The sequence below is a fragment of the Geomicrobium sediminis genome (assembly GCF_016908595.1).
GTDB lineage: Bacteria > Bacillota > Bacilli > Bacillales > Marinococcaceae > Geomicrobium_A > Geomicrobium_A sediminis.
Genome location: NZ_JAFBEC010000003.1, coordinates 207,749 through 228,978, shown reverse-complemented (window position 1 = coordinate 228,978; position 21,230 = coordinate 207,749). Strand labels below are relative to the sequence as shown.

The following is a 21,230-nucleotide window of genomic DNA, read 5'->3' as shown; positions in this document are numbered from 1 at the left end:
CTTCTTCCTCCAATCCAATAAAAAAAGACCTTTTTTCCATTGAAAAAAAGTCTATATGACCGATCTCGATCGGCTATCGACTTATCTTTCAGAATGGAATTCATTCTGTAGGATTTGGCACCTTCCTATTTCAGGAGGTTGCTGGACGTCATCGGGCCTTTCCCTCGGTCACTCTAGATAAGTAATCATTGTATTCAATTTTTGTAATACTCATTATCATAAGAGTTTGTAATGTTATTGTCAATCTGTTGATGAAATAAAAAACGACATAGCTTATTAAAAGCCATGCCGTTAAAAATAAAATTAGTGATTATCATTTAATATTTATAAGACTGTCCACCATCAATTGGTACAACAACGGCGTTAATAAAGTCGGCTTGGTTTGATAATAAGAAGGCTACGAGGTAACCAACTTCTTCTGGTTTACCAAATCGAAGCATCGGGTTTGCTTTTACGAACTCTCTCCCGGTTGCTTCCCAGTCTTCTCCACCCATTTGGCGGAGTGAGCCTTCGACCATTGCAGTCAAAATTGCTCCTGGTGCGATCGCTTTAACACTAATCCCGAACTGACCGTACTCAATTCCAGAGTTCTTCGTTAATCCAACAACCCCGTGCTTACTTGCGGCATACCCAGATTGATTCCCAACCCCGCGAATTCCACCAACTGATGCGGTATTCACGACGGAACCATGTCCTTGTTCTTTCATCACTTTAAGTACGTGCTTCATACCATAAAAGACACCGTTCAAGTTCACATCGACGACTCGTTGGAACTCTTCGATACCATAATCTTCAGTAAGGTTTTGTTTCCCTTCGATACCGGCGTTATTAAAGAAGCTATCAATTTGTCCAAATGTATCCAACGTGAATTGAACGTATTTCTCTACCTCTTCTTCTTTCGCTACATTTGCTTCTACGAGTTCAATTGTAGCTTCTGGAATGTCTTGTAGAATCTCTTGCTTACTTTCCTCAAGACCTTTCATATTTAAGTCAACGAGAACGAGCTTGGCTCCTTCAGATGCAAGTTGCTTTGCGGCAGCTCTCCCTAAACCAGAACCTCCACCTGTAATAATTGATACTTTTCCTTCAAAACGCTTCATAAAACCTTCTCCTTCCGTTGATGCTATACTAAGCGAAACGGTTTTTTAACGATTTAAGTGTAAACGGAGTCATGACCCTCAACAATCGTTAATCATCTCTGATTTGTCTATACAATCGACACCTTTACTTAATATGTTGATTTTTGGAGGAAACATACATGGTCTCAAGTGATCACCGATCATCAAAACAAAGCAAACGGACGAAGAAATCCTTTAAACAATCATTCATTGAGCTTATTCATGAAAAAGGTTTTAGTCACGTTACAGTGACCGATATTATTCGTAAGGCTGATTATAATCGATCAACTTTTTATCTGCATTATCAAGATAAATACTGTCTAGCCGATGAATTAAGAGCTGAAATGTTTCAACAGATAAAGCAAACGAGTATTAGTAATTATGAAGAAGGAAAAAGCATCATAACCTTATCGATGAGGCCGACTTCTTTTGAGCTAACTGAATTTATTTATGCAAATCAACCGTTCTTTAACTTGTACTTAGTAGAAGATACGTTGCCAAGTCTTCTCAGGGATTTACCGCAAGCGATCTACGAAGTATTAAAAGAACAATTTCATCTATACGCATTAAATCAAGACCATGACATTAACCACAACGCTCATAAATTGTATATGGCTCATGGCACCGCTGGACTCCTTCTAGATTGGATTGAAAAACAGTATCCCATCCCACCATCAGAAATGTCGCAACAACTGATCGACATTCTTGAGTCCTTTACTAAAACATTTACGATCACACGAAAAAGCTGAACGATAGAGGAACCCTCACCGTTCAGCTTTTTTACTTCGGTTATTTACTTGCTATAACGATTAACACGTAACGTTGCTTGAGCTTTATGCCCCATGAATCCTTCGAGTTCACATAGGCGCTCCGCATAACGACCAATTTCCACACTCGCTTCTTCTGTACATCGTTGATACGTACAGTTTTTCAGGAATTTACCGACCCATAGTCCACCTGTATAACGAGCGGCTTTTTGCGTTGGTAGCGTATGATTTGTACCGATCACTTTATCTCCGTATGCGACATTCGTTTCTGGCCCGAGGAACAACGCGCCGTAGTTCGTCATATTGTCTAAATAATAGTTCGGATCTTCAGTGAGAATCTGCACATGCTCATAAGCCAACTTATCTGCTTCGATAACCGCTTCTTCATGTGAATCAACGAGAATGATCGATCCGTTGTCTTCCCAAGCAACTCGCGCAATGTCTGCTGTTGATAGTGTCTCAAGTTGTTTCTCAATTTCTTTTACCGTTTCTTCTGCAAGCGCTCGAGATGTCGTAATTAAAGCGCCTGGAGACGTTGGTCCATGTTCCGCTTGACCGAGAATATCCGTAGCCACCATTTCAGCGTCTGCCGTTTCATCCGCAACGATTAACACTTCTGTTGGTCCGGCTAACAAGTCAATTCCTGCTTTTCCGAAAAGTTGACGCTTCGTCTCCGCAACAAACGCATTCCCTGGTCCGACGATCATATCGACAGAATCCATATTTTCTGTACCAAGCGCCATCGAAGCCATCGCCTGAACGCCACCTAAAATATAAATCTCATCCGCACCTGCAAAATGCATCGCCGTTACCGTCGCTGCTGGAATCTCTCCATTCAGTGGTGGTGTACACCCAATCACCCGTTTCACACCTGCCACTTTCGCAGTTAAAATGCTCATATGTGAAGAAGCAACCATCGGATAACGCCCACCCGGAACGTAACAACCTACACTGTTGACTGGAATGTTCTTATGACCGAGGAAAACGCCTGGACGAGTTTCGACCTCAATATCTTGAATCGATTCTCGTTGTTTTTGAGCAAAATTACGGATTTGCTCTTGCGCAAACCGAATATCGTCTTTCACTTCATCTGAAACGGAAGCCACAACGTCTTCAATTTGCTCTTTTGATAAGCGAAATTCCGCCGGGCTCCACTTGTCAAATTGTTCAGAAAGCTCGCGCACTGCTTTTTCACCATCAGTCTTAATTCGATCAATTAATCCTGCTACCGTTTCTTGAACCTTTGCACTCGTTTCTTGAATCTCTGATTCACTCTTACCGAGCTTAAGTACCTCTGCCATGAGTTATGCCTCCTAATTTTATGAATACGTATTCATAAAAGAGAAAAGAAATCCGTGAATACGTATTCATTATCGCTTAGCGTTAGTATATCTTCATAACGCTTTCTTGTAAACACTTACAAACGCAATTATTAGAATTTTAGTTTTTCACACCACTTGAATGCCTTGCAATGAGCCTAGGTCTCAATGTAACTTGCATATCCTCTTTCACTTCTTTCGATGAGTTGATTAAATGCAAGAGATGCTCAACTGCATATTGACCCATCGGTTTCGAAGCTTCATGAGTCACGGTCGTTAGCTGAATCGCGGCGTGACGGCTCATCGGAATGTCGTCCATACCACAAATGCTCATGTCTTCAGGAATGCGATACCCTTTGTTCATAAGGTAACTTTGACAACTCAAAGCCATCGCATCCGTCGCAGCAAAAATCGCCGTAGGTGGTTCATCTAAAGCGAGTAATTGATCAACCGCATCGATCACAGCTTCTTCGGTCGTGTTCGTTTCTTTAATCCAGTTCCCTTTCACAATTCCTCCTAATGCTTTCTTATAACCGAGTAATCGACCATGAAACGTTGAACAATTCGTCGGTCCACCAATCCAAGCAACCTTAGAATGCCCAAGCTCTAGCAAATGATTGGTGGCGAGTACTCCCGCCTTTTCATTGTCAATTTCAACAAAGTTTCCACCTAACTGATGACGGCGATTGAACATAACAAATGGAATTTTCGAGTGTTCCAATTCTCTATAGACCGGATCATCAATAAAAATCGACGATAATACGATGCCATCGACTTGTTGCTTTAAGACCTCTTCGTAAACCGCCTCATTGTTTCCTTGTTCCTCAAAGTAAACCAGCGTCCGATATCCGTGAGCCTTAGCCACATTTACGATTGTTGTTGTCGAGTCAACAAAAAAAGGATTGTGCAACGCACCTGAAATTAACGCGATCGACTTCGTCTTTTGTTGTTTCAAACTACGAGCAATTAAATTCGGACGATAGTTCAGCTCTTCCATCGCTCGTTGAACTTTTTCAATTGTTTCTTTGTTCACGTTCGTCGAACCATTAATTACACGCGATACCGTCGGTTGCGACACCCCCGCTCGCTTTGCTACATCTTTTGAAGAAGCCATGAAGATCCCCCCTTTTTATCATGGATTTAAATCTTTACAAATTAACCAATCACATCTATGAAGAACGGAGGCAACATTTTTTAAACTTTTTGCCACTACCGCATGGACACGGATCATTTCTAACGACTTTCGTACCCGATGCAAAAGAAACGACATTTGTTTGATCGTCTGAAGGTGTTTCATTTAAGAGCTCTGTTCTTCTACTCAATTCGTTTGGGCTATGACCTTTTAGCATCCATGACCTTGTATGATTGTAAACCTCGACTAATCGATCAATGAGCCCGCGCAAAACCTCAATTGAAGGAAATTCAATAACTTCTTCCAGATATTTCCCGACAACATTTACATCTCTAGAGATTCTCACAATTAACGTAACTTCTATTCCAAGGTCGTCTAATTCTTGTTTTGATAAATCATAATTTCTATTTAAATAAGCAAGAAACTCTCTCATTTGTGGTGTTCGGTCAAAGTAGTTTTCAGCTGAAGCTTTTAGTAGTTGTTGTTTAGTAAATTTGTAGTAATCAATTTCCGGCCGCATCTCTTGTTCTTCGATCAATTCGTCCATGTCCTCTACATCTACGTGAGAGAAATAAAATCGCTCTGACTCTATCCGATCTTCCAATTGCATATACAAATTCATTACATCAAAATAACGTTCAGTGTCTTTTTTGTGATTGAACGTAGAATACTCTTCAATAAAAATTACTAATGTAGGCATGTACAATACACCGTAGTAATGCAACATGCCATTCGTTAAACGGATCCACTCCGTATTCAATTGTATTCTTTTTTGAAGCTCCTTTCCATCTATCTCAAAAAAGATCTGCTTTACTTCTTCTGGCATGAAGATGATTCTGCCTCGATCATCCTCACCAGGGAAAATCATGCCAAAATCTAATAGTGATAAAACCTCATAGTGAGTTATGTCCGCAGAAATTCCATTTCGACTGTTTGCCACTCGTTGAATTAATGAATAGCGTTCTTCGTCCAAAATCGAAAAATAATATGCGATTGAATCAAGAATTGGACTGCTCAATGCATCAACTAAATTAGTTTTATTTAGCTGACTCACTCCTGTAATTTGATACATATTTCGAAGGTAATCCATTTCTGACTTCGTTAACCTAAATAGCGATTCCTTAAAAGTAATCGGAAACTCGACTTGCTTGTACATTCGTTGTTCCGCCTGCATCATTAAAATTTCTTGATGTTCTCTCACATTAATTAAAGCTTCCTCCAACTGCTTACTTGTCTTCTTATCCACACGATCGATCCTTTCAAGCTTTCAAAGTATAACGGGCTAATATATCTTTTATTCATTTTAATATAACTGTTATAAAAATACGAATCTCCTTAGGAGAAGGTCATGACAAGAAACTTGATAATGTTTAGCCTAGATACACTCGACACAGTATACGATTATAGCTCTTGCTACACCACCTGCTCCGCTTGCTACACCACTTGCTCCGCTTGCTACACTACCCGCTTCGATTGCTACACTACCCGCTCCGCTTGCTACACTACCCGTCCCGCTTGCTACACCGCCCGTCCCGCTTGCTACACCACCGCCTCCGCTTGCTACACTACCCGCTCCGCTTGCTACACTACCCGTCCCGCTTGCTATACCACCTGCTCCGCTTGCTACACCACTTGCTCCGCTTGCTACACCACCCGCTCCGCTTGCTACACTACCCGCTTCGCTTGCTACACTACCCGCTTCGCTTGCTACACCCCTCTCCACTCCACGTAAAATCCAAAAAGAAGAGCCACTCCCTGCTCTCGAAAGAGGCAGGAAATGGCTCAAAAACCGCTTATGCCGTTGCTGTTTTATTCACTGGGTTAAGCTTGCGCTCGATTTTACCCATGACGAGGTCTGCGACGATCGCCATCAAAGCGGTTGGAATGGCACCCGCGAGGATAATCGCTGTTCCGTCGGTTGCGTTCGTACCGCGGACGATGATGGCGCCGAGTCCGCCGGCACCGACGAACGTACCGATCGCGACAATTCCGATTCCGACGACGAGTGCGGTACGGATTCCTGCCATGATGACGCTCACAGCAAGGGGAAGCTCGACTTTGGTGAGCAATTGCAGTCTTGTCATCCCTGAGGCGTAGGCTGCACTCGTTACTGTGGAATCAACGCCTTTGATGCCGACGTATGTGTTCTGGATGATCGGAAGTAATGAGTAGAAGAACACGGTCGTAATGACGGTTGTTGTTCCTAATCCCATCGCAACCATCGTAATCGCCATGAACCCGAGTACGGGGATCGTTTGAATAATACTCCCGAAGGTGAGTACCCATGAGCTTAGTTTTCCGTATCTAGCAATGAGGATACCGACGGGAATGGAGATGATGGAGGCGAAGAGAACGCCGTATGCTGCCATTAGAAAATGACGATAAAACTCTTCCCAAATGTAAAAGCCGTTTTGTGAAACATACGTGATAAACGTTTCCATTACTCATCCTCCCCATCTTCAAAGTAATTGTGTTCTTCTAGAAAATCTCGGGCAATCGTTGAAGGACCAACGAGTTCAACATCTCCCATATAGTTCATTTCTTGCATGTCTTCGGTTGTGACTGTATCACTTAATTTCGCTAGGATCTCTTCGATTTCAGGATGATCATCAAGTACTTCATTTCGTACGACAGGTGAAGCGTCATATGGCGGAAAGAAATCATCTTCTAATACAGTTAAGTCGTACGCTGCAATTCGGCCGTCGGAAGAATAACCGAGTACGGCATCCATGTTTCCAGAAGCGGCGGCTTCATAGACAAGACCAATTGCCATCGGGTACACATCACCAAAGGCAAAATGCGTTTCTGTAAATGCTGCGTAGCCATCACCGGAACGGTTGACCCACGCATTATCGACTCCGAAATTCAATTCATCTGCAAATGGTTCTAAATCGTCGACGTGCTCAATGCCTTCACGTTCAGCGAACTCTTCTGTAACAGAGACGGTATAGCTGTTATCAAATCCGTAGGATTCTGCCCACGTTTGGTCGAACTTCTCTTCGAACTCCTGTTGGACGATTTCCATCGCTTCATCTGGATCTGTAATATCTTCATAATTTAAGACACCTGCAATGTCGGTTCCGGTATACCTTGTTGCTGTAATATCAACTTCTTCTTGCATCATCGCTTGGTGTAAGACCATCGTTGATCCGAGGTTCGTGACGAGTTCTGTTTCAAGATCGGTATAATGTTCGATCATATGTGATAGGGTGTATCCCCATATTTCTGACTCAATAGTATCCAACGTTGCGATTCTGATCGTTTGTTCAGAGGGTCCACTAAGACCTGGCAATGAACAACCCGAAAGAACGAGCGCTGATGCCATCGCTGTCGGTATCATTTTTTTCATGCAGTCTCACCTCTCATGGCAACCGGCGTCAGTTTCTTTTCTAGGAGTGAAAGGCCACCATTTGCGAGCAATGCAAGGAGCGTTGCTGGAATGGTACCTAATATAATTAATTCTGGTTGATACAAGTTTAATCCGTCGAAAATGAGGTCACCTAAACCTCCACCACCAATAAATGCTGCGAGCGTAGCCCAACCAATTAAGTACACCGTCGCAAAGCGAATCCCTGACATAATGACAGGTAAAGCAAGGGGCAATTCAATCTTACGAACGGTTTCCCAATTGCTCATTCCCATACCTCTTCCGGCTTCTTTCAAACTACTGTCCACTTCCATTACACCGGTATACGTATTTCTTAGGATCGGAAGTACTGAATAGATAAAAAGAGCAATGATTGCTGGCAATATACCAACACCTAAAAACGGCATCAAAAATGCAAGAATGGCTAGACTCGGAACCGTCTGCAACACGCCGACAAATGAGATGATCCGGTCTGCCACTTTCGGTATTCTCGTGAGTAAAATGCCTGCCGGGATGGCAACACTCACGCCTAATAAAATCGCTGCTAATGAGATGAACATGTGCTCGCCTGTTTTCTCAAGCAAGTCCCATCCGTAAGCAGATAACGTCGTAATAATCGCTTCCATCGTCTTATCCCTCCTTAATCCGCTGCGGCCACTTCAGCTGTTTCGTCACCCCAGATCGTGTCATAAACCATATTGGCAAGTGCGGCTCTCGTCACAATACCAACGAGTCGATCGTTTTCTTCGATAACTGGAACGTACGCACTTCCACGTCGTAACATGCGGTACATTGTGTCGCGGAGTAAGTCACTTTTATGAACAGAATATTCTTCGGTATCCATCGCTTCATAGACATAGGAGCGTTTCTTATACTGCGCGTCAATCATTTCGATATCGATATACCCTTTAAGCGTACCGATTTCATCAATAACAAGGAGCGAATCGACTCGATTGTCACGCATCACTTGTATTGCTTCTTTTAATGTGCGTTCTTCTTTTACCGTAATTGGGTTTGCATTCATGATTTGTTCGACGCGTGTCACATCTGGTCTACTTTGAAGCAAACGGTCTTTCCCGATGAAATCTTCCACAAACTCATTGGCCGGATGTTTTAGAATCTCATCTGGACTTCCGACTTGGACAATCTCACCGGCATTCATAATGACGATCTTGTCCGCAAGCTTGATCGCTTCATCCATATCATGAGTGACAAATACGATTGTTTTGTCGACTTCTTTTTGTAGCTTCTTGAATTCCTCTTGTAGTCCGTCACGCGTAATTGGGTCAAGCGCTCCGAACGGCTCATCCATTAAGATGAGTGGTGGATCGGCAGCAAGTGCACGAAGAACACCAATTCGTTGTTGCTGTCCCCCACTCAATTCATGGGGATAGCGGTTTAAGTATTCTTCAGGCAAATCAACTAAGGAGATCAGTTCTTTTGCTCGCTCTCGTTGTTTCTCTTTACTCCATTTCAATAAAGAACCGACGAGTGAAATGTTCTCTCCTACTGTCATATGTGGCATTAATCCGATTTGTTGAATGACGTAACCGATTGATCGGCGTAACTGAACAGAATCTTGCTCTAAAACGTTCGTACCCTCTACGAGAATTTGACCGTCAGTCGGTTCAACAAGACGATTAATCATTTTCATCGTTGTTGTCTTCCCACAACCACTCGGCCCGATAAAGACAACAAACTCTCCCTTTTCAATAGATAGATTCAGTTTATTAACAGCAGGCTTTTTACTGCCTTCAAAAGTTTTCGTAACTTCCTTAAATTCTAGCAAATCAAGCACCTCCATCGATTGTTGCGCTTCGTTAGCAACTTTCTCAGTATAATAATAAGTACCTAAAAAACTAAAGTCTGAAAAAAGCGATACAGTTTGTATAATCTGTGCAATTTAAACTTTACAAAGTTTACACAAGGTTATATCTTAGAATTGCTAGCAATTGCTCTTTTTTTCTACCTTACTTGTTTTTTTGCAAATGATTTGTGGAATGTTACAGTTAGTCACAGTGATAAAAGGAGGCATGTCCGTGGAATCATTATCAAATGATCGACTACTTGAAGAATTACAATCTGCGGAAGATCAAATTACAGACCGCATTGCGGATAACATGGAAACATTCGGCGTGTCATCAACCGTCGGAAGACTGCTTGGCATCATCTATATGAATCGTGAAGCGATGACGCTCGATTCATTAGCCGAAGAAACTGGCATGAGTAAAACACGGATGAGCCAAGTGATGCGCCAAATGCTTGCATTAAATATTGCTGAAAAAGAATTCGTCAAAGGAAGTCGCAAAGAACATTACAATGTGGAAAGCGACTATGCGCAAACGTTCATCTCTTTGTTTACGACGAATTGGAAAGACGTTGTTTCACGCAACATGACACTTGAACGACGATTGCGAGAGCGTGTCGATCAGATGAGTCACTCTGTTACGGACGCTACCCCAACGGAAATCGTCGAACGAATAGAAACGCTATCCAATGAACTTGATGCATGGCAAGCGTATTACAACTGGATCGACCGTCTCGTAGATTTCTTCGAAAGTGGCAAGATCTTTGATCACGTTCCGATTCACGGCAACCAAAAGGAGGACAATCATCATGAAAAATAAACGAATTATTACGGCTGCCCTTACCGGTGCAGGAGATACAGCGGATAAAAGCAAGCACGTACCGGTAACACCGAAAGAAATCGCAGACTCTGCCATTGAGTCTGCCAAAGCTGGTGCTGCAATCGCACACCTTCACGTTCGCGACCCTAAAACAGGCAAACTAAGCCATGACGTCGAATTGTTTCGAGAAACAGTAGAGCGTATCCGTGAAGCGGACACTGACGTCATCATTAACATTACCGCTGGTGGCGGTGGCGATTTCGTTCCAAGCCTTGAAACTCCTAGCGCTGGTGGTCCTGGAACGGATATCCAAACGCCAAAAGAACGCCACGAGCCGGTTGGCAAGCTACTTCCAGAGATTTGTACACTCGACTGTGGAAGCTTGAACTTTGGTGATGAGGTGTATTTCGGACCTGCAGGATGGCTTCGTGAGCACGCACAGCTCATAAAAGATAGCGGCGTTAAACCAGAGATGGAGATCTTTGATACAGGTCACATTCGTTTAGCGAATCAACTAATCTCAGAAGGATTGATTGCAGGAACGCCAATGTACCAATTCTGCTTAGGGATTCCTTGGGGCGCCGATGCTGATGCAGAAACCGTAGACTACATGAGAAAACGCATCGTGGAAGGCGCTCACTGGTCTGCCTTTGGAATCGGTCGTATGCAACTTCCTATGGTTGCGCAATCTGCATTGCTTGGCGGAAATGTTCGTGTTGGTCTTGAAGACAACCTATACCTCGAAAAAGGTGTACTCGGTTCGAACGAACAACTCGTCGACAAAGCCGTATCGGTTCTAAACAGCGTGAACCTGGAACCAATGACACCAGCAGAAGCACGTCAACATCTAAACTTAACAGCATTTAATCAATAGAGGTGGAAGTATGAAGACATTTGCAGTAATCGGAACTGGTGTAATTGGTAACGGCTGGATTGCTCGCTTTCTAGCTAATGGACACCGCGTACACGCATTTGATCCAGCACCAGGTGCCGAAGAGAAAACGAGAACACTCTTAAACGATATTTGGCCAACACTCGCTGAATATGGAACTTCCGAGGAAGCGACGCTCGACAATCTAACGTTCTTTGAAACATTGGAAGAAGCGGTTGAGTCTGCGGATCTTATTCAAGAAAACGTCCCTGAGCGCGAAGATGTAAAGAAATCCGTACTAAAACAAGTCGATGCGGCAACAAAACCGGATGCCATCATTGCATCAAGCACGTCAGGGTACATGCCTTCTGTTCTTCAAGAAGCCTGCGAGCACCATCCAGAACGCGTCATTGTTGCACATCCGTTTAACCCGGTTTATTTGATCCCCCTCGTTGAGATTGCTGGCGGGAAACAGACAGACCGTGCTTACATGGAGAAAGCCCAAAAACTATATGATCATATGAATATGAAACCACTGATGATGAGTGGCGAAATTGATGGGCATATCGGTGACCGGTTGATGGAAGCTCTCTGGAGAGAAAGCCTGCACATCGTCAACGACGGTGTAGCAACGACCGAAGAAGTCGACAAAGCGATCGTTTATGGACCCGGTCTTCGTTGGGCACTGATGGGACCTTTCATGACCTTGCACCTCGCTGGAGGAAATGAAGGCATGCGTCACATGTTGGAGCAGTTCGGCCCAGCACTAAAGCTTCCATGGACGCGACTTGTTGCCCCAGAATTAACGGAAGAATTAAGTGAAAAAGTTATCCAAGGAACGAGTGAGCAATGCGGCACCGTACCTGTACAAGACCTCGAACATCGTCGTGACCGCTTTTTGATCAAATTGATGGACCTACTCGAAGAAGAAGGGTTCTGGCCATCAGAAAGGTTGATTGCTTATGAGCGAAAGTAAGACAGTTTGGAATGGCAGTGTGCTCACTGAATGGGTCGATTACAACGGTCACATGACCGATGCTGCCTATGCCACAGTGTTTAGCCATAGCTTAGACGCCCTTATGGAGACGATCGGGCTTGATGCAGCTGGACGCAAGAAGCAAACGTACACGATTTTTACATTAGAAGCGCACATTAAGTATTTGCAAGAAGCTCATGATCAAGATCCTTTGGAAACAGCCGTCACGATCTTAGATCGAGATGCCAAACGGATGCACCTCTGGTTTGAGATGAAGAATGCAAACAGTGATGTGATTGCAACGAGTGAACAAATGGTGATGGGGATGGATGAATCAACTGGCCGACCAGGACCATTTCCAGAAGAAGTAAAAGCAGCAATTGAACAATTACCCGCATTAGATCAAGCCGACTGGCCAAAAGGTGCTAACGTGCCGATGGGCATTCGCAGGAAATAAAAAAAGCAAGTCCCGCTCTATTCACGAGAATGGTGGGACTTGCTTTTTTTAGCTATTTAATAGGATTCATCATCTGTCAGCGTCGTTACAAACAGACGATACAAGTTATCGGGCATCTTAATCAGACCTTCAACATTCTCTGCTTTCGCGTAGATGTTATCTTGGTGAGCGAGGTACACCATCGGCGCTTCTTCTACGATAATGGCTTGCGCATCATGATACATTTGTTCACGCGTGTTCACGTCTGTTTCTTGACGAGCGTGAAAGAGCAATTCATCAACTTCGTCATTCTCGTAGTACGTCCGGTTTCCTGAACCGCCCCAGTTATCCGAGTGGAACGGGTTGTACAATCCGTTATCACTATCCCCAGAAACGGCGGTCCAAGACATGATCATCGCTTCATGACTGCCATTTGCCGTCCCATCAAGCAATGTCCCCCACTCCAACGATTCGATCTCGACGTGGACACCGACTTCAGATAGTTGATCTTGAATAATAACCGCCATCTGCTGCGTCACTTCATCCGCATCACCGACCCATAGTGTAAACTGAAGGTCAGTTTGACCGATGTCTTGTAATAGTGCTGCAGCAGCATCTGGATTGTAATCGATGCCTTCTAATTCTTCATCATAGCCGAAGATGAGATCACTGATCGGGGCGGTTGCTAACTTCCCATTCCCTTGCAAGATCCCTTCAAGTAAGACTTCCTTATCAATCGCCATTGAAATCGCTCGTCGAACGTCAGCATCTGCAAATGTTTCATGTTGATTATTGAACCCGAGGTAGGTCATGCCTAAGCTCGGTCCACTCACGAGTTCAACACCGTCTGTGCTTTCCACTTGGTTCGTATTGAGCGGACTAATCGTATCGGCAACATGAGCTTCGCCATTTGCGACCATACCAATTCGCGTTAATTCTTCTGGTACGACTTTGAACGTCACTGTCTCAATGGAAACGTCGTCGCCCCAATAATCAGCATTTCTTGTAAGAACCGCTTCATTTCCTTGATACCAATGCGTTAGTGTAAAGGGTCCTGTACCCGCTGTCTCTGTATCAAGGTTAAATTCCTCATTCTCAACCGCATCTAACGCCTTCGGGCTAATGATACTCCCGCCATTATGGGCTAAATGCGCCGGTAAAGGAGCAAATGGATACGACGTCGTAATCGTCACTTCATCATCACTTTCCACCTCAATTGACTCAATCATATCAAACAAAAACGCACGCGGTGAGGCAACATCAGGGTCGATCACACGCTCAAGTGAACGCTTCACGGCTTCCGCTGTTAACGCTTCTCCATCGTGAAATGTCACACCTTCTCGAAGTTCAAAAGACCACGTATGCTCATCGATTTGTTCAAACGATTGTGCCAAATGCGGTTGCACGTCCATGTTCTCATCCATAATCGTGAGACTTTCATAAATTTGACTTCTCACTTGCGTCGATGCCGTATCGTTTGATCCGTGCGGACTCAAATCGACCGCATCACTAGACATGGCAAAGATGAGATCTTCACCAGATTCCTCGGTCGTCGTTGAAGAACTTGCATCGTCTTGATTCTCTACATCGTCGCTGCATGCACCGATGAGCCCAATCACACTGATGAGTGCGCCAACCTTCCACAGTGTCCTCATCACTTTACACCTTGAAGTGACGCTTCAAGTACAAACCCTTTGACCAATTCCATAAACCGCTCGTACTCATCGAACATGACGCGATGACTGCTTTGTTCAAACAACACATACTTTGAGCCTGGAATCGAGGCTGCGACCGCTTCATTTGCGACAGGTGGTGTAATCCAATCATGGGCACCGGCAATGACAAGCGTCGGCACCGTAATCGCCGCATTGCTCTTCGTATAGTCCATCGTCTTCATAAAACCGCCGAACCCTTGATTTAACGCACGGAAATTCCGCTTCGTCTTCGGTCTTGGACTCGATCCTTCACTTTGCTCACGAACGGAATAAAACGAACCCATCAATTCGTAGAATCGACTCAACTCTTCATCCGATTGAAAATCCCCCGCCCATAACTTCTCACAAATTGCCACTTGTTCAGGTGTTCCTTTCTCTTCAACAATCGCTTTTGCATCCGATAAAAACGTCGAATTCGGAGCCGTCGTGACGAGCAACAACCCAGCAAGATTCTCCCCGTGCTCTTTCGCATACGCTTGGGCGACCATGCCACCATACGAATGCCCTAGAATCCAGACTTTCTCCAACCCGAGAAGTTGCCTAAGCGCTTCCAAGTCTTCCACATTATTATCAATATGTAACGTATCCTCAGGAGCATCGTCGGAAAATCCACAGCCCCGTTGATCTACGTAAATCAGTTGCATTGTACCCGTCAACGCCTCAAACGTCGGTTTGAAACTGATATGATTTCCCCCCGGACCACCGTGAAGAACAAAGCATACCGGCTTTTTTACCAATTCCCCTTCTCTAACCTCAACCTCTGCACCATCCACATCAAAATACAACCTTGTCCCATTTACCGCTGCATACATTCTCTCTACCTTCTTTCGCGTTAATTTTCTGAATATAATTATTAGGATACTGAATTGTAGATACTTTGTAAATCTAGTTGAGAGAATTATTCGTAGAATGTTTGTGGTACTATATTTTACAAATTGAACGATGATGTCCTTTCAAAAGACATTCTTTGCTATCAATAACTAGATCAATCATAAAATTGGCTTTGATGAGCATAAATTAAAGAACTAAGCATATAAAGTCTAATTAGAAACTATCCAAATGATAGAATTTAATAACTTCAAGTTTCTGAGATAAGCTCTATATAAACAACTACTTGGTTGATCATTCACTGCGACGACGTATTCACCGTTCTAGGTTCATTACGATATGTGTAAACAAAAAAACATAATTCTATGAATCAACAATTTATGAAGAATGAAAGTGACGCTTTCACACAAATACTTCAAAACGGTTATAGTCTATATGAATATTGTAACTAATGTTTATTAAGCATAATGTCTTTAGTAAAAAATAAACACGAAAAACGACCGCCGCTTAAGCAGTCGTTTTTCAATTAAATAGGCCTTCACAAAAAAGCGCAACTCTTATTACAGGATTACGCCCTATGCAAATATAAGTCATCCTTATTTACAGTATTGCGCCCGATAGTTGAAGAAGTAAAATATTGATTTGTTAGAGATTTGTCTCATAATACACTTTCTTTAATTCGTTTTTATAAGTCAGCATATAATAAATAATAACCTTTAGCAAAGAAGCTTCTTAAGTGTTTTGAACCCTCTTTTGCTCCCATTCTTCTCTTAAGATTCCCATTTTAATAGCGTCGTACCTTTTACTATTGACAGTCCTCGCCTGCCTAATTCTAGCCTCTTCTATCATACCTGCTTTTTTTGCAACAATTATCATTCGTTCGTTCCCAGACCACGTGGAAATGCCAACACGATGTAAAGGTGTATTTTCAAAAATATAATTCACCCACAATTTAAAAATTTCTGTCCCGAAGCCACCGTTCCAAAAGTTTGGGTTATAAATTACAATACCTATTTCAAGCCAGTCTGTATTCTTATCAACCCAATAAGAATTTAATGTACCTATAAATTCATCATTAACTATGATTGCTAATAAACCTGGTATTTCTTCATTTTCAGTACCTTTGAATGAGTTCAAAAATTCATCTTTACTCATGTAGGGCTCTTCTATGTAGGGACCATTCCATTTCTTTGCATCTTGCTTATCCTCTTCGTATTTCCAAAAGTACAGATTTTCTAAATCCGTATGGTTTGGCTTTCTTAGTAAAATTGCTGCATCTTGTACTTTACTCATAATAATCACCTCAAAACAAATTAACTTTATATCTCATTATTATACCATGCTAAGGCGCAATCCTTTTTACAGGATCGCGGCTGGATAGTTATAGAAAAATTTGTCTTCGTTCAAAAATATGCTTAGCTTCTTTTCTTCTTTTCACGATAGCAAAACACTGTAACCTCTACATTGCCATCATTGTACGCAAATTCACGTCTACTTACATGATAGCCCCAACCATTGAGAATAAACACATCATTACTCTCAGGAATAAAAATCTGTTGCTCAGATTCAACGATATGTAATTTTTCTTCTTTACCTTCATCCAGATTATAAATTATCTTAGTTCTCACCTAATCACCTCATTTTATATACGAATAAAATAAATAAAGGATTCATTATATTACTTATAAATACCTACCTTAATAGTTTAAGAGCACTCTTCAACAATCGGGCCCGATTGTTGAAGACTTCTCCAGTAAATGAGACCCCATCCTTAAAGTAAAATTCATATAAATTATCCTTGTTTGAAACCATAAAATTGCCAAAAGTAAAAAGAACCATAAGCTTGCCGTTTTGGCAAAGACGCCAGCCTTAGAAAGGCTGGCGTCTTATCATTCAGATAGTAAACAACAATACCGTCAATCATGTGATACTTCTCTTTTTACTCTCCCATTCCTTCTCACAATATTAATAATGAGACTCACAATCACAATGAATCCAATGTAGCCTAATAACGGGTAGACCGTATTCACAAGATCAACAAAGCCGATAAACCCAAAGCTTAAACCGAGAATACATGTAACCACGACCGCTCCTCTATAACCATTCGTTTTCGGCTCAAAAAAGCGTACTAGGAACGTGTAAAAAGAAGTCGCTGCTGTACTATAAATCATCATGAGTAAGCCAAGTGCCATGAAGAACCCTACAACTGGGTTGAATTCATTAGCCAATAAGAGAATTGGCATTTCAGCTTGGTGAACGCGGTCTAAGTTCAAGTACACCCCTAAGGCTACAATAATCGCAATGACCCCTAGGGCAACCCCACCTAAGATGGCACCATTACGAACGCCTTGCTTATCTTTTTCAACTGAACCAACGACAACCATAATGGCAAACCCGACCATAAAGTTAAAGGATACGCTAATTAACGTACTCAGCGTCCAATGCGGGGAAACCGTCAATTGTTGACTTGCTAAGCTTTCGAGAGTCGTAAAATTGGCTTGGCTCGCAAAGATTGAATAAATAACGATAATAAACAATAGTACGAGTATGTATGGACTTAACGAACTAATAATGGTAATGATTTTATTCGTATCAAGCACGAGAGTTAAGATGAGCACAAGACTCATAAATAGGTAACCCCAAATTGGCGCAAGACCGAACGATTGCTCAAATAGTGAACCACTCCCAGCAATCATAATGGCACCTAGTCCAAACAAGAAAAAGGTTAATACAAGGTCAATCACCGGTCCAAGATACTTTCCACACAGATGATAAAGGACCTTCTTATGATTCTTCACATTTAACTGATCACCGAGTCGAACGAGGTGGTAACCGAGAAGCGGCAACAGAATCATCGTAACGGCCGTACCGACAATTCCCCACACACCATGACTAACAAAGAATTGCAACATTTCTTGCCCTGAAGCATAGCCCGCACCAACAACCGCGCCTACATACACCCCAGCAACACGTAGTGTCGTCTTCACTATCCAAGACCTCCTTGCGCACACAATACATTGAGCATACACATTCAATTATAATTCTCTATATAATAAATATTTAAATAATACTTTACTATTATATAATTCAAAGTCAAATAATAAACTATTATGATAATTATCCGCTCGATCAATATAAAAAAGAGCCACATATGTATGAGGCTCTTCTGGAATCTATACACAGTCTGTTTATCCAACATCGATCAAATAACGATACAGATGGTGTTCAACAGGTTCTTCTAGCTGGATGTTTACGTGGACAATTGGCTTTTGATCCGCACCTTCGCCTATTGTCGTCTGGATTGCAGTTTCTTCTTGGCAGGTCCCCTTACCAAGGTAATAGAAATCAGTGCCTTCCGCTTTATCTTTTTTCACAAAGATATGAAGATCAATGCCAATTTGATCAGCGTTTAATATCGTACTCACTTCCGGTGAGGTCTTTTTCCTGTTGCGCTTCGTACTCCACTGAAAAATATCTCTACTTATAAATTCTTCTTGATAATTTATACTGTCCTCGTCATCTTCTGCCTTATGATAATCAACAAAAATCGGGCAAGTTCCATGCTTTGTTTTGTATCCATACACCGTTGATGATTCATCATTATCCCAGTTCAACAATTTACACGCATCTCTTCTAGAATACTTTTGATTAATTGTAAGTGGTCGCTCTTTATCGTAACGGCCACTTTTCGCTTTTGCACTGTACACGATATCTAGCAACATCTCTTTGAAAAACGAGTTGTTTCGTAAGCTAGTCGCTATACTTTCATTAAATGAATAACTATCATCATTCATCTCAACAATTGGCTTGTTGCCATATTTCAATGTATCTCGATCAACAAAAAACGATAAATCGAATATCCTCTCCACTGAGCGTAAGGTCTCTTCATCAACATAAATTCCAAGCTCGGTTAACAACGTTTCATATCCTTGTTTCGTAACAGCGAAACGATCTAGCAACAGATCTAATAAATAAATTTCATGTTTTCGCTTTCCATTTAACACTTCTGCTGAAAGCATTGTTAAAACAGCTTGTTCATATGCTGACAACACCGGAATGTCTTCTTTCATCTTCAATAGAAAGTGGTAGTAGTTATCATTTTTATTCGCAATCACATACGGGTCTACTGAACGATGGTCAACAAAGTCCTTTAACCAAGGTGCCCTACCTAATCTGTTTTTTAGCTCCTCAAACGCATTCTTTAATATCGTTTGTTTTGTAAGGTTCGTCGCATCAATTGCATTGTAAATTCTTTGCTTGGCTATATATTCAAAGTTAATTGTAGAGACTCCACTTATATAGCTCGTATCTTTTACACTCCTACGGACATTATCTTTATTCTGTGAGCGATCCCCAGATAAGGCAATCGGGATTAAATAATTATTTTGGTAATTACCTATAAAATCAATAACCGTCACATACTCTTTTGATTCATGTTTTCTTAAACCTCTACCTAGTTGTTGAATAAAAATGATACTAGACTTCGTCTGTCTTAACATGACAACTTGATTAATGCTTGGGATATCGATACCTTCGTTGAAAATATCTACTGTGATTAGGTAGTTGATGTCACCATCTTCTAATCTTTTCACTTGTTTTTCTCTTTCAAGAGCGCTCGTCTCTCCTGTTAATGCGACACTAAGATATCCCATCGTTGTAAGAGCTGATGCCAATTCTTTAGCCTCTTCTTTTTGACTACAGAAAATTAACCCTCGCAATTTCTGACCTGAGTATCCGTAGTAAAATATTTTCTCTATAATATGTTTTACTCGTTCTTTAGTGACTAGCTTAGCTGCTAATGTTGCATCTTCAAGTACATGACCATCAACCTCTATATCAGTCACACCGAAATAGTGAAATGGGCAAAGCATATCTTCTTCTAAAGCTTCCTGTAGTCGAATTTCATAGGCAATATTATAGTCAAAGAGTTCGTACAGGTTGTAATGATCGGTTCGATCAGGAGTTGCTGTCATGCCTAACATAAATTTAGGAGTAAAATAATTGATTACGTTTAAATAAGACTGGGCACCAGCTTTATGTACTTCATCAATTAAAATATAATCAAACTCACCCGGCTCGAAACCTCGTAAATTCTCATCTTTTGAAAGAGTCTGAATCATAGCAAACACATACTTTGCGTTAGATTGTTTTACAGAACCACCTATGATTTCAAAGTCTTCATCTTTGCCACCAAGTACCTTTTTATAATCACTCATCGCTTTCTTCAAAATTTGCTCACGATGAACGACGAAAAGCATCCGCTTTGGCTTAAATGCTCTTACATCAAATGCAGATAAATAGGTTTTCCCCGTACCTGTTGCTGATACAACTAACGATCTGCTATTATCTGCCTCACGAACCGATTGGATTTCAGCCAAAGCTCGCTCTTGCATTTTATTTGGTGTAATCACAAATTGAATATCTAATTGACTATACGTATTTTTTGCTTCCGCTAAATGCAAAATTGGGTCTGTTTGCTTTCTTAAATCGTATTCCCTTTTATAGCTTTGAATCCATGCCTCGTTTAAGGGCGTTGATTGCTCCCAAATATTCACGAACTCATTAACAAACTGATCAACAATATCCCCGTTTTTAAGAGAGTGGAGCTTAATATTCCACTCATGGTTAACTTTTAATGCTTTTGCAGTTAAATTAGAGCTACCAACAATCAGCGTATAATGAGAGTTATGCTGAAAGATATAGCCTTTCGCATGAAACCCTTCGACGTTAGTAATCCTAACTTCCACATTCGTTAGTTTCATAAGTTCCTTAAATGTTTCGGGCTTGTTAAAATATAGATAGTTAGATGTAAGAATCCTACCTTTAATGCCCTTTGCTTTCAGATCCAGCAGATGAGATTTCAACATCGCTAAACCGCTCTCTGTGATAAAAGCAACAGAGAACATAAACGATTGACTTTTTTCAAGCTCTTCAAGAATACTAGTGAGAACACGCCGCTGACCTCTGTTCACTAGAAACTGAGGATCATAATTCGCTGCTTTTTCATATTCTTTATCTATAAAGCCCTTATGTAACGAAGCCTCTAAGTTATTCGTAAAATCCCCCACGTATCA

At 41.8% G+C, this 21,230-nt stretch carries 21 protein-coding genes and 1 riboswitch; of the genes, 5 read left to right on the top strand and 16 right to left on the bottom strand.

All coding sequences use genetic code 11. The annotated features are described in order from the left end of the window. Nucleotides 1-78: 78 nt before the first annotated feature. A riboswitch (SAM riboswitch) is annotated at nt 79-184 on the bottom strand. A 133-nt stretch (nt 185-317) separates the two neighbouring features. Further along, nucleotides 318-1,100, bottom strand: a complete 783-nt coding sequence (locus JOD17_RS06610) for an SDR family oxidoreductase (protein ID WP_169966927.1) — start codon at nt 1,098-1,100, stop codon at nt 318-320. A gap of 158 nt (nt 1,101-1,258) precedes the next feature. On the opposite strand from JOD17_RS06610, the gene JOD17_RS06605 reads away from it, so the two are divergent. Then, nucleotides 1,259-1,867 carry a TetR/AcrR family transcriptional regulator C-terminal domain-containing protein gene (locus JOD17_RS06605; RefSeq protein WP_204696402.1) on the top strand — a complete coding sequence of 203 codons (609 nt, stop codon included), beginning with the start codon at nt 1,259-1,261 and terminating at the stop codon, nt 1,865-1,867. A gap of 44 nt (nt 1,868-1,911) precedes the next feature. Here JOD17_RS06605 and hisD read toward each other — a convergent pair whose 3' ends face one another. The 8 genes from hisD to JOD17_RS06565 form a co-directional block, all read right to left on the bottom strand. Then, nucleotides 1,912-3,186 (bottom strand): histidinol dehydrogenase, encoded by a 1,275-nt coding sequence (gene hisD, locus JOD17_RS06600; RefSeq protein WP_204696400.1) that lies wholly within the window; start codon nt 3,184-3,186, stop codon nt 1,912-1,914. 139 nt (nt 3,187-3,325) lie between these two features. After that, on the bottom strand, nt 3,326-4,318 hold the full coding sequence (locus JOD17_RS06595) for a LacI family DNA-binding transcriptional regulator (protein ID WP_204696398.1): 993 nt from the start codon (nt 4,316-4,318) through the stop codon (nt 3,326-3,328). A gap of 55 nt (nt 4,319-4,373) precedes the next feature. Beyond that, a complete protein-coding gene (locus JOD17_RS21695; RefSeq protein ID WP_204696396.1) occupies nt 4,374-5,582 on the bottom strand; it encodes an SEC-C metal-binding domain-containing protein in 1,209 nt (402 codons plus the stop codon). A gap of 129 nt (nt 5,583-5,711) precedes the next feature. Then, complete coding sequence (locus tag JOD17_RS06585) at nt 5,712-6,059, bottom strand: hypothetical protein (RefSeq protein WP_204696394.1); 348 nt, start codon at nt 6,057-6,059, stop codon at nt 5,712-5,714. A gap of 70 nt (nt 6,060-6,129) precedes the next feature. Further along, entirely contained in the window at nt 6,130-6,777 is a 648-nt protein-coding gene (locus tag JOD17_RS06580) for an ABC transporter permease (protein WP_204696393.1), read from the bottom strand. Continuing rightward, a complete protein-coding gene (locus JOD17_RS06575) occupies nt 6,777-7,685 on the bottom strand; it encodes an osmoprotectant ABC transporter substrate-binding protein (protein ID WP_204696392.1) in 909 nt (302 codons plus the stop codon). Before JOD17_RS06575 ends, JOD17_RS06580 begins: the two co-directional genes overlap by 1 nt. Continuing rightward, nucleotides 7,682-8,329: an ABC transporter permease gene (locus JOD17_RS06570; RefSeq protein ID WP_204696391.1), complete on the bottom strand. Its 648-nt coding sequence runs from the start codon at nt 8,327-8,329 to the stop codon at nt 7,682-7,684. Before JOD17_RS06570 ends, JOD17_RS06575 begins: the two co-directional genes overlap by 4 nt. A 14-nt stretch (nt 8,330-8,343) precedes the next feature. Then, on the bottom strand, nt 8,344-9,492 hold the full coding sequence (locus JOD17_RS06565; RefSeq protein ID WP_204696390.1) for a betaine/proline/choline family ABC transporter ATP-binding protein: 1,149 nt from the start codon (nt 9,490-9,492) through the stop codon (nt 8,344-8,346). Nucleotides 9,493-9,736: 244 nt separating this feature from the next. Between JOD17_RS06565 and JOD17_RS06560 the strand changes: the two genes are divergently transcribed. Genes JOD17_RS06560 through JOD17_RS06545 form a run of 4 tightly spaced genes read left to right on the top strand, consistent with a single transcriptional unit; the run spans nt 9,737 to nt 12,634 of the window. Beyond that, nucleotides 9,737-10,330 carry a GbsR/MarR family transcriptional regulator gene (locus JOD17_RS06560; protein ID WP_042360126.1) on the top strand — a complete coding sequence of 198 codons (594 nt, stop codon included), beginning with the start codon at nt 9,737-9,739 and terminating at the stop codon, nt 10,328-10,330. Beyond that, nucleotides 10,320-11,204: a beta-keto acid cleavage family enzyme gene (locus tag JOD17_RS06555; protein WP_204696389.1), complete on the top strand. Its 885-nt coding sequence runs from the start codon at nt 10,320-10,322 to the stop codon at nt 11,202-11,204. Before JOD17_RS06560 ends, JOD17_RS06555 begins: the two co-directional genes overlap by 11 nt. A gap of 10 nt (nt 11,205-11,214) precedes the next feature. Beyond that, entirely contained in the window at nt 11,215-12,177 is a 963-nt protein-coding gene (locus JOD17_RS06550; RefSeq protein WP_204696387.1) for a 3-hydroxyacyl-CoA dehydrogenase NAD-binding domain-containing protein, read from the top strand. Continuing rightward, nucleotides 12,164-12,634, top strand: coding sequence for a thioesterase family protein (locus JOD17_RS06545; RefSeq protein WP_204696385.1), 471 nt, complete (start codon nt 12,164-12,166; stop codon nt 12,632-12,634). The genes JOD17_RS06550 and JOD17_RS06545 overlap by 14 nt, the downstream gene beginning before the upstream one ends. Nucleotides 12,635-12,690: 56 nt before the next feature. Here the strand turns inward: JOD17_RS06545 and JOD17_RS06540 are convergent, their stop codons facing one another. The 7 genes from JOD17_RS06540 to JOD17_RS06515 all read right to left on the bottom strand — a co-directional run bounded on the left by JOD17_RS06540 (nt 12,691) and on the right by JOD17_RS06515 (nt 21,224). After that, complete coding sequence (locus JOD17_RS06540; RefSeq protein WP_204696384.1) at nt 12,691-14,268, bottom strand: glutathione ABC transporter substrate-binding protein; 1,578 nt, start codon at nt 14,266-14,268, stop codon at nt 12,691-12,693. Continuing rightward, nucleotides 14,268-15,140, bottom strand: a complete 873-nt coding sequence (locus JOD17_RS06535) for an alpha/beta fold hydrolase (RefSeq protein ID WP_204696382.1) — start codon at nt 15,138-15,140, stop codon at nt 14,268-14,270. Before JOD17_RS06535 ends, JOD17_RS06540 begins: the two co-directional genes overlap by 1 nt. Before the next feature lie 748 nt (nt 15,141-15,888). After that, entirely contained in the window at nt 15,889-16,449 is a 561-nt protein-coding gene (locus JOD17_RS06530; protein ID WP_204696380.1) for a GNAT family N-acetyltransferase, read from the bottom strand. Between the two features lie 122 nt (nt 16,450-16,571). Then, nucleotides 16,572-16,784: a hypothetical protein gene (locus JOD17_RS06525; protein ID WP_204696379.1), complete on the bottom strand. Its 213-nt coding sequence runs from the start codon at nt 16,782-16,784 to the stop codon at nt 16,572-16,574. Nucleotides 16,785-16,948: 164 nt separating this feature from the next. Continuing rightward, complete coding sequence (locus JOD17_RS21515) at nt 16,949-17,080, bottom strand: hypothetical protein (RefSeq protein WP_275581695.1); 132 nt, start codon at nt 17,078-17,080, stop codon at nt 16,949-16,951. Further along, a complete protein-coding gene (locus tag JOD17_RS06520) occupies nt 17,073-18,143 on the bottom strand; it encodes a YkvI family membrane protein (protein ID WP_204696378.1) in 1,071 nt (356 codons plus the stop codon). Before JOD17_RS06520 ends, JOD17_RS21515 begins: the two co-directional genes overlap by 8 nt. A gap of 201 nt (nt 18,144-18,344) precedes the next feature. Beyond that, a complete protein-coding gene (locus tag JOD17_RS06515; RefSeq protein ID WP_204696377.1) occupies nt 18,345-21,224 on the bottom strand; it encodes a DUF3427 domain-containing protein in 2,880 nt (959 codons plus the stop codon). Nucleotides 21,225-21,230: the final 6 nt, after the last annotated feature.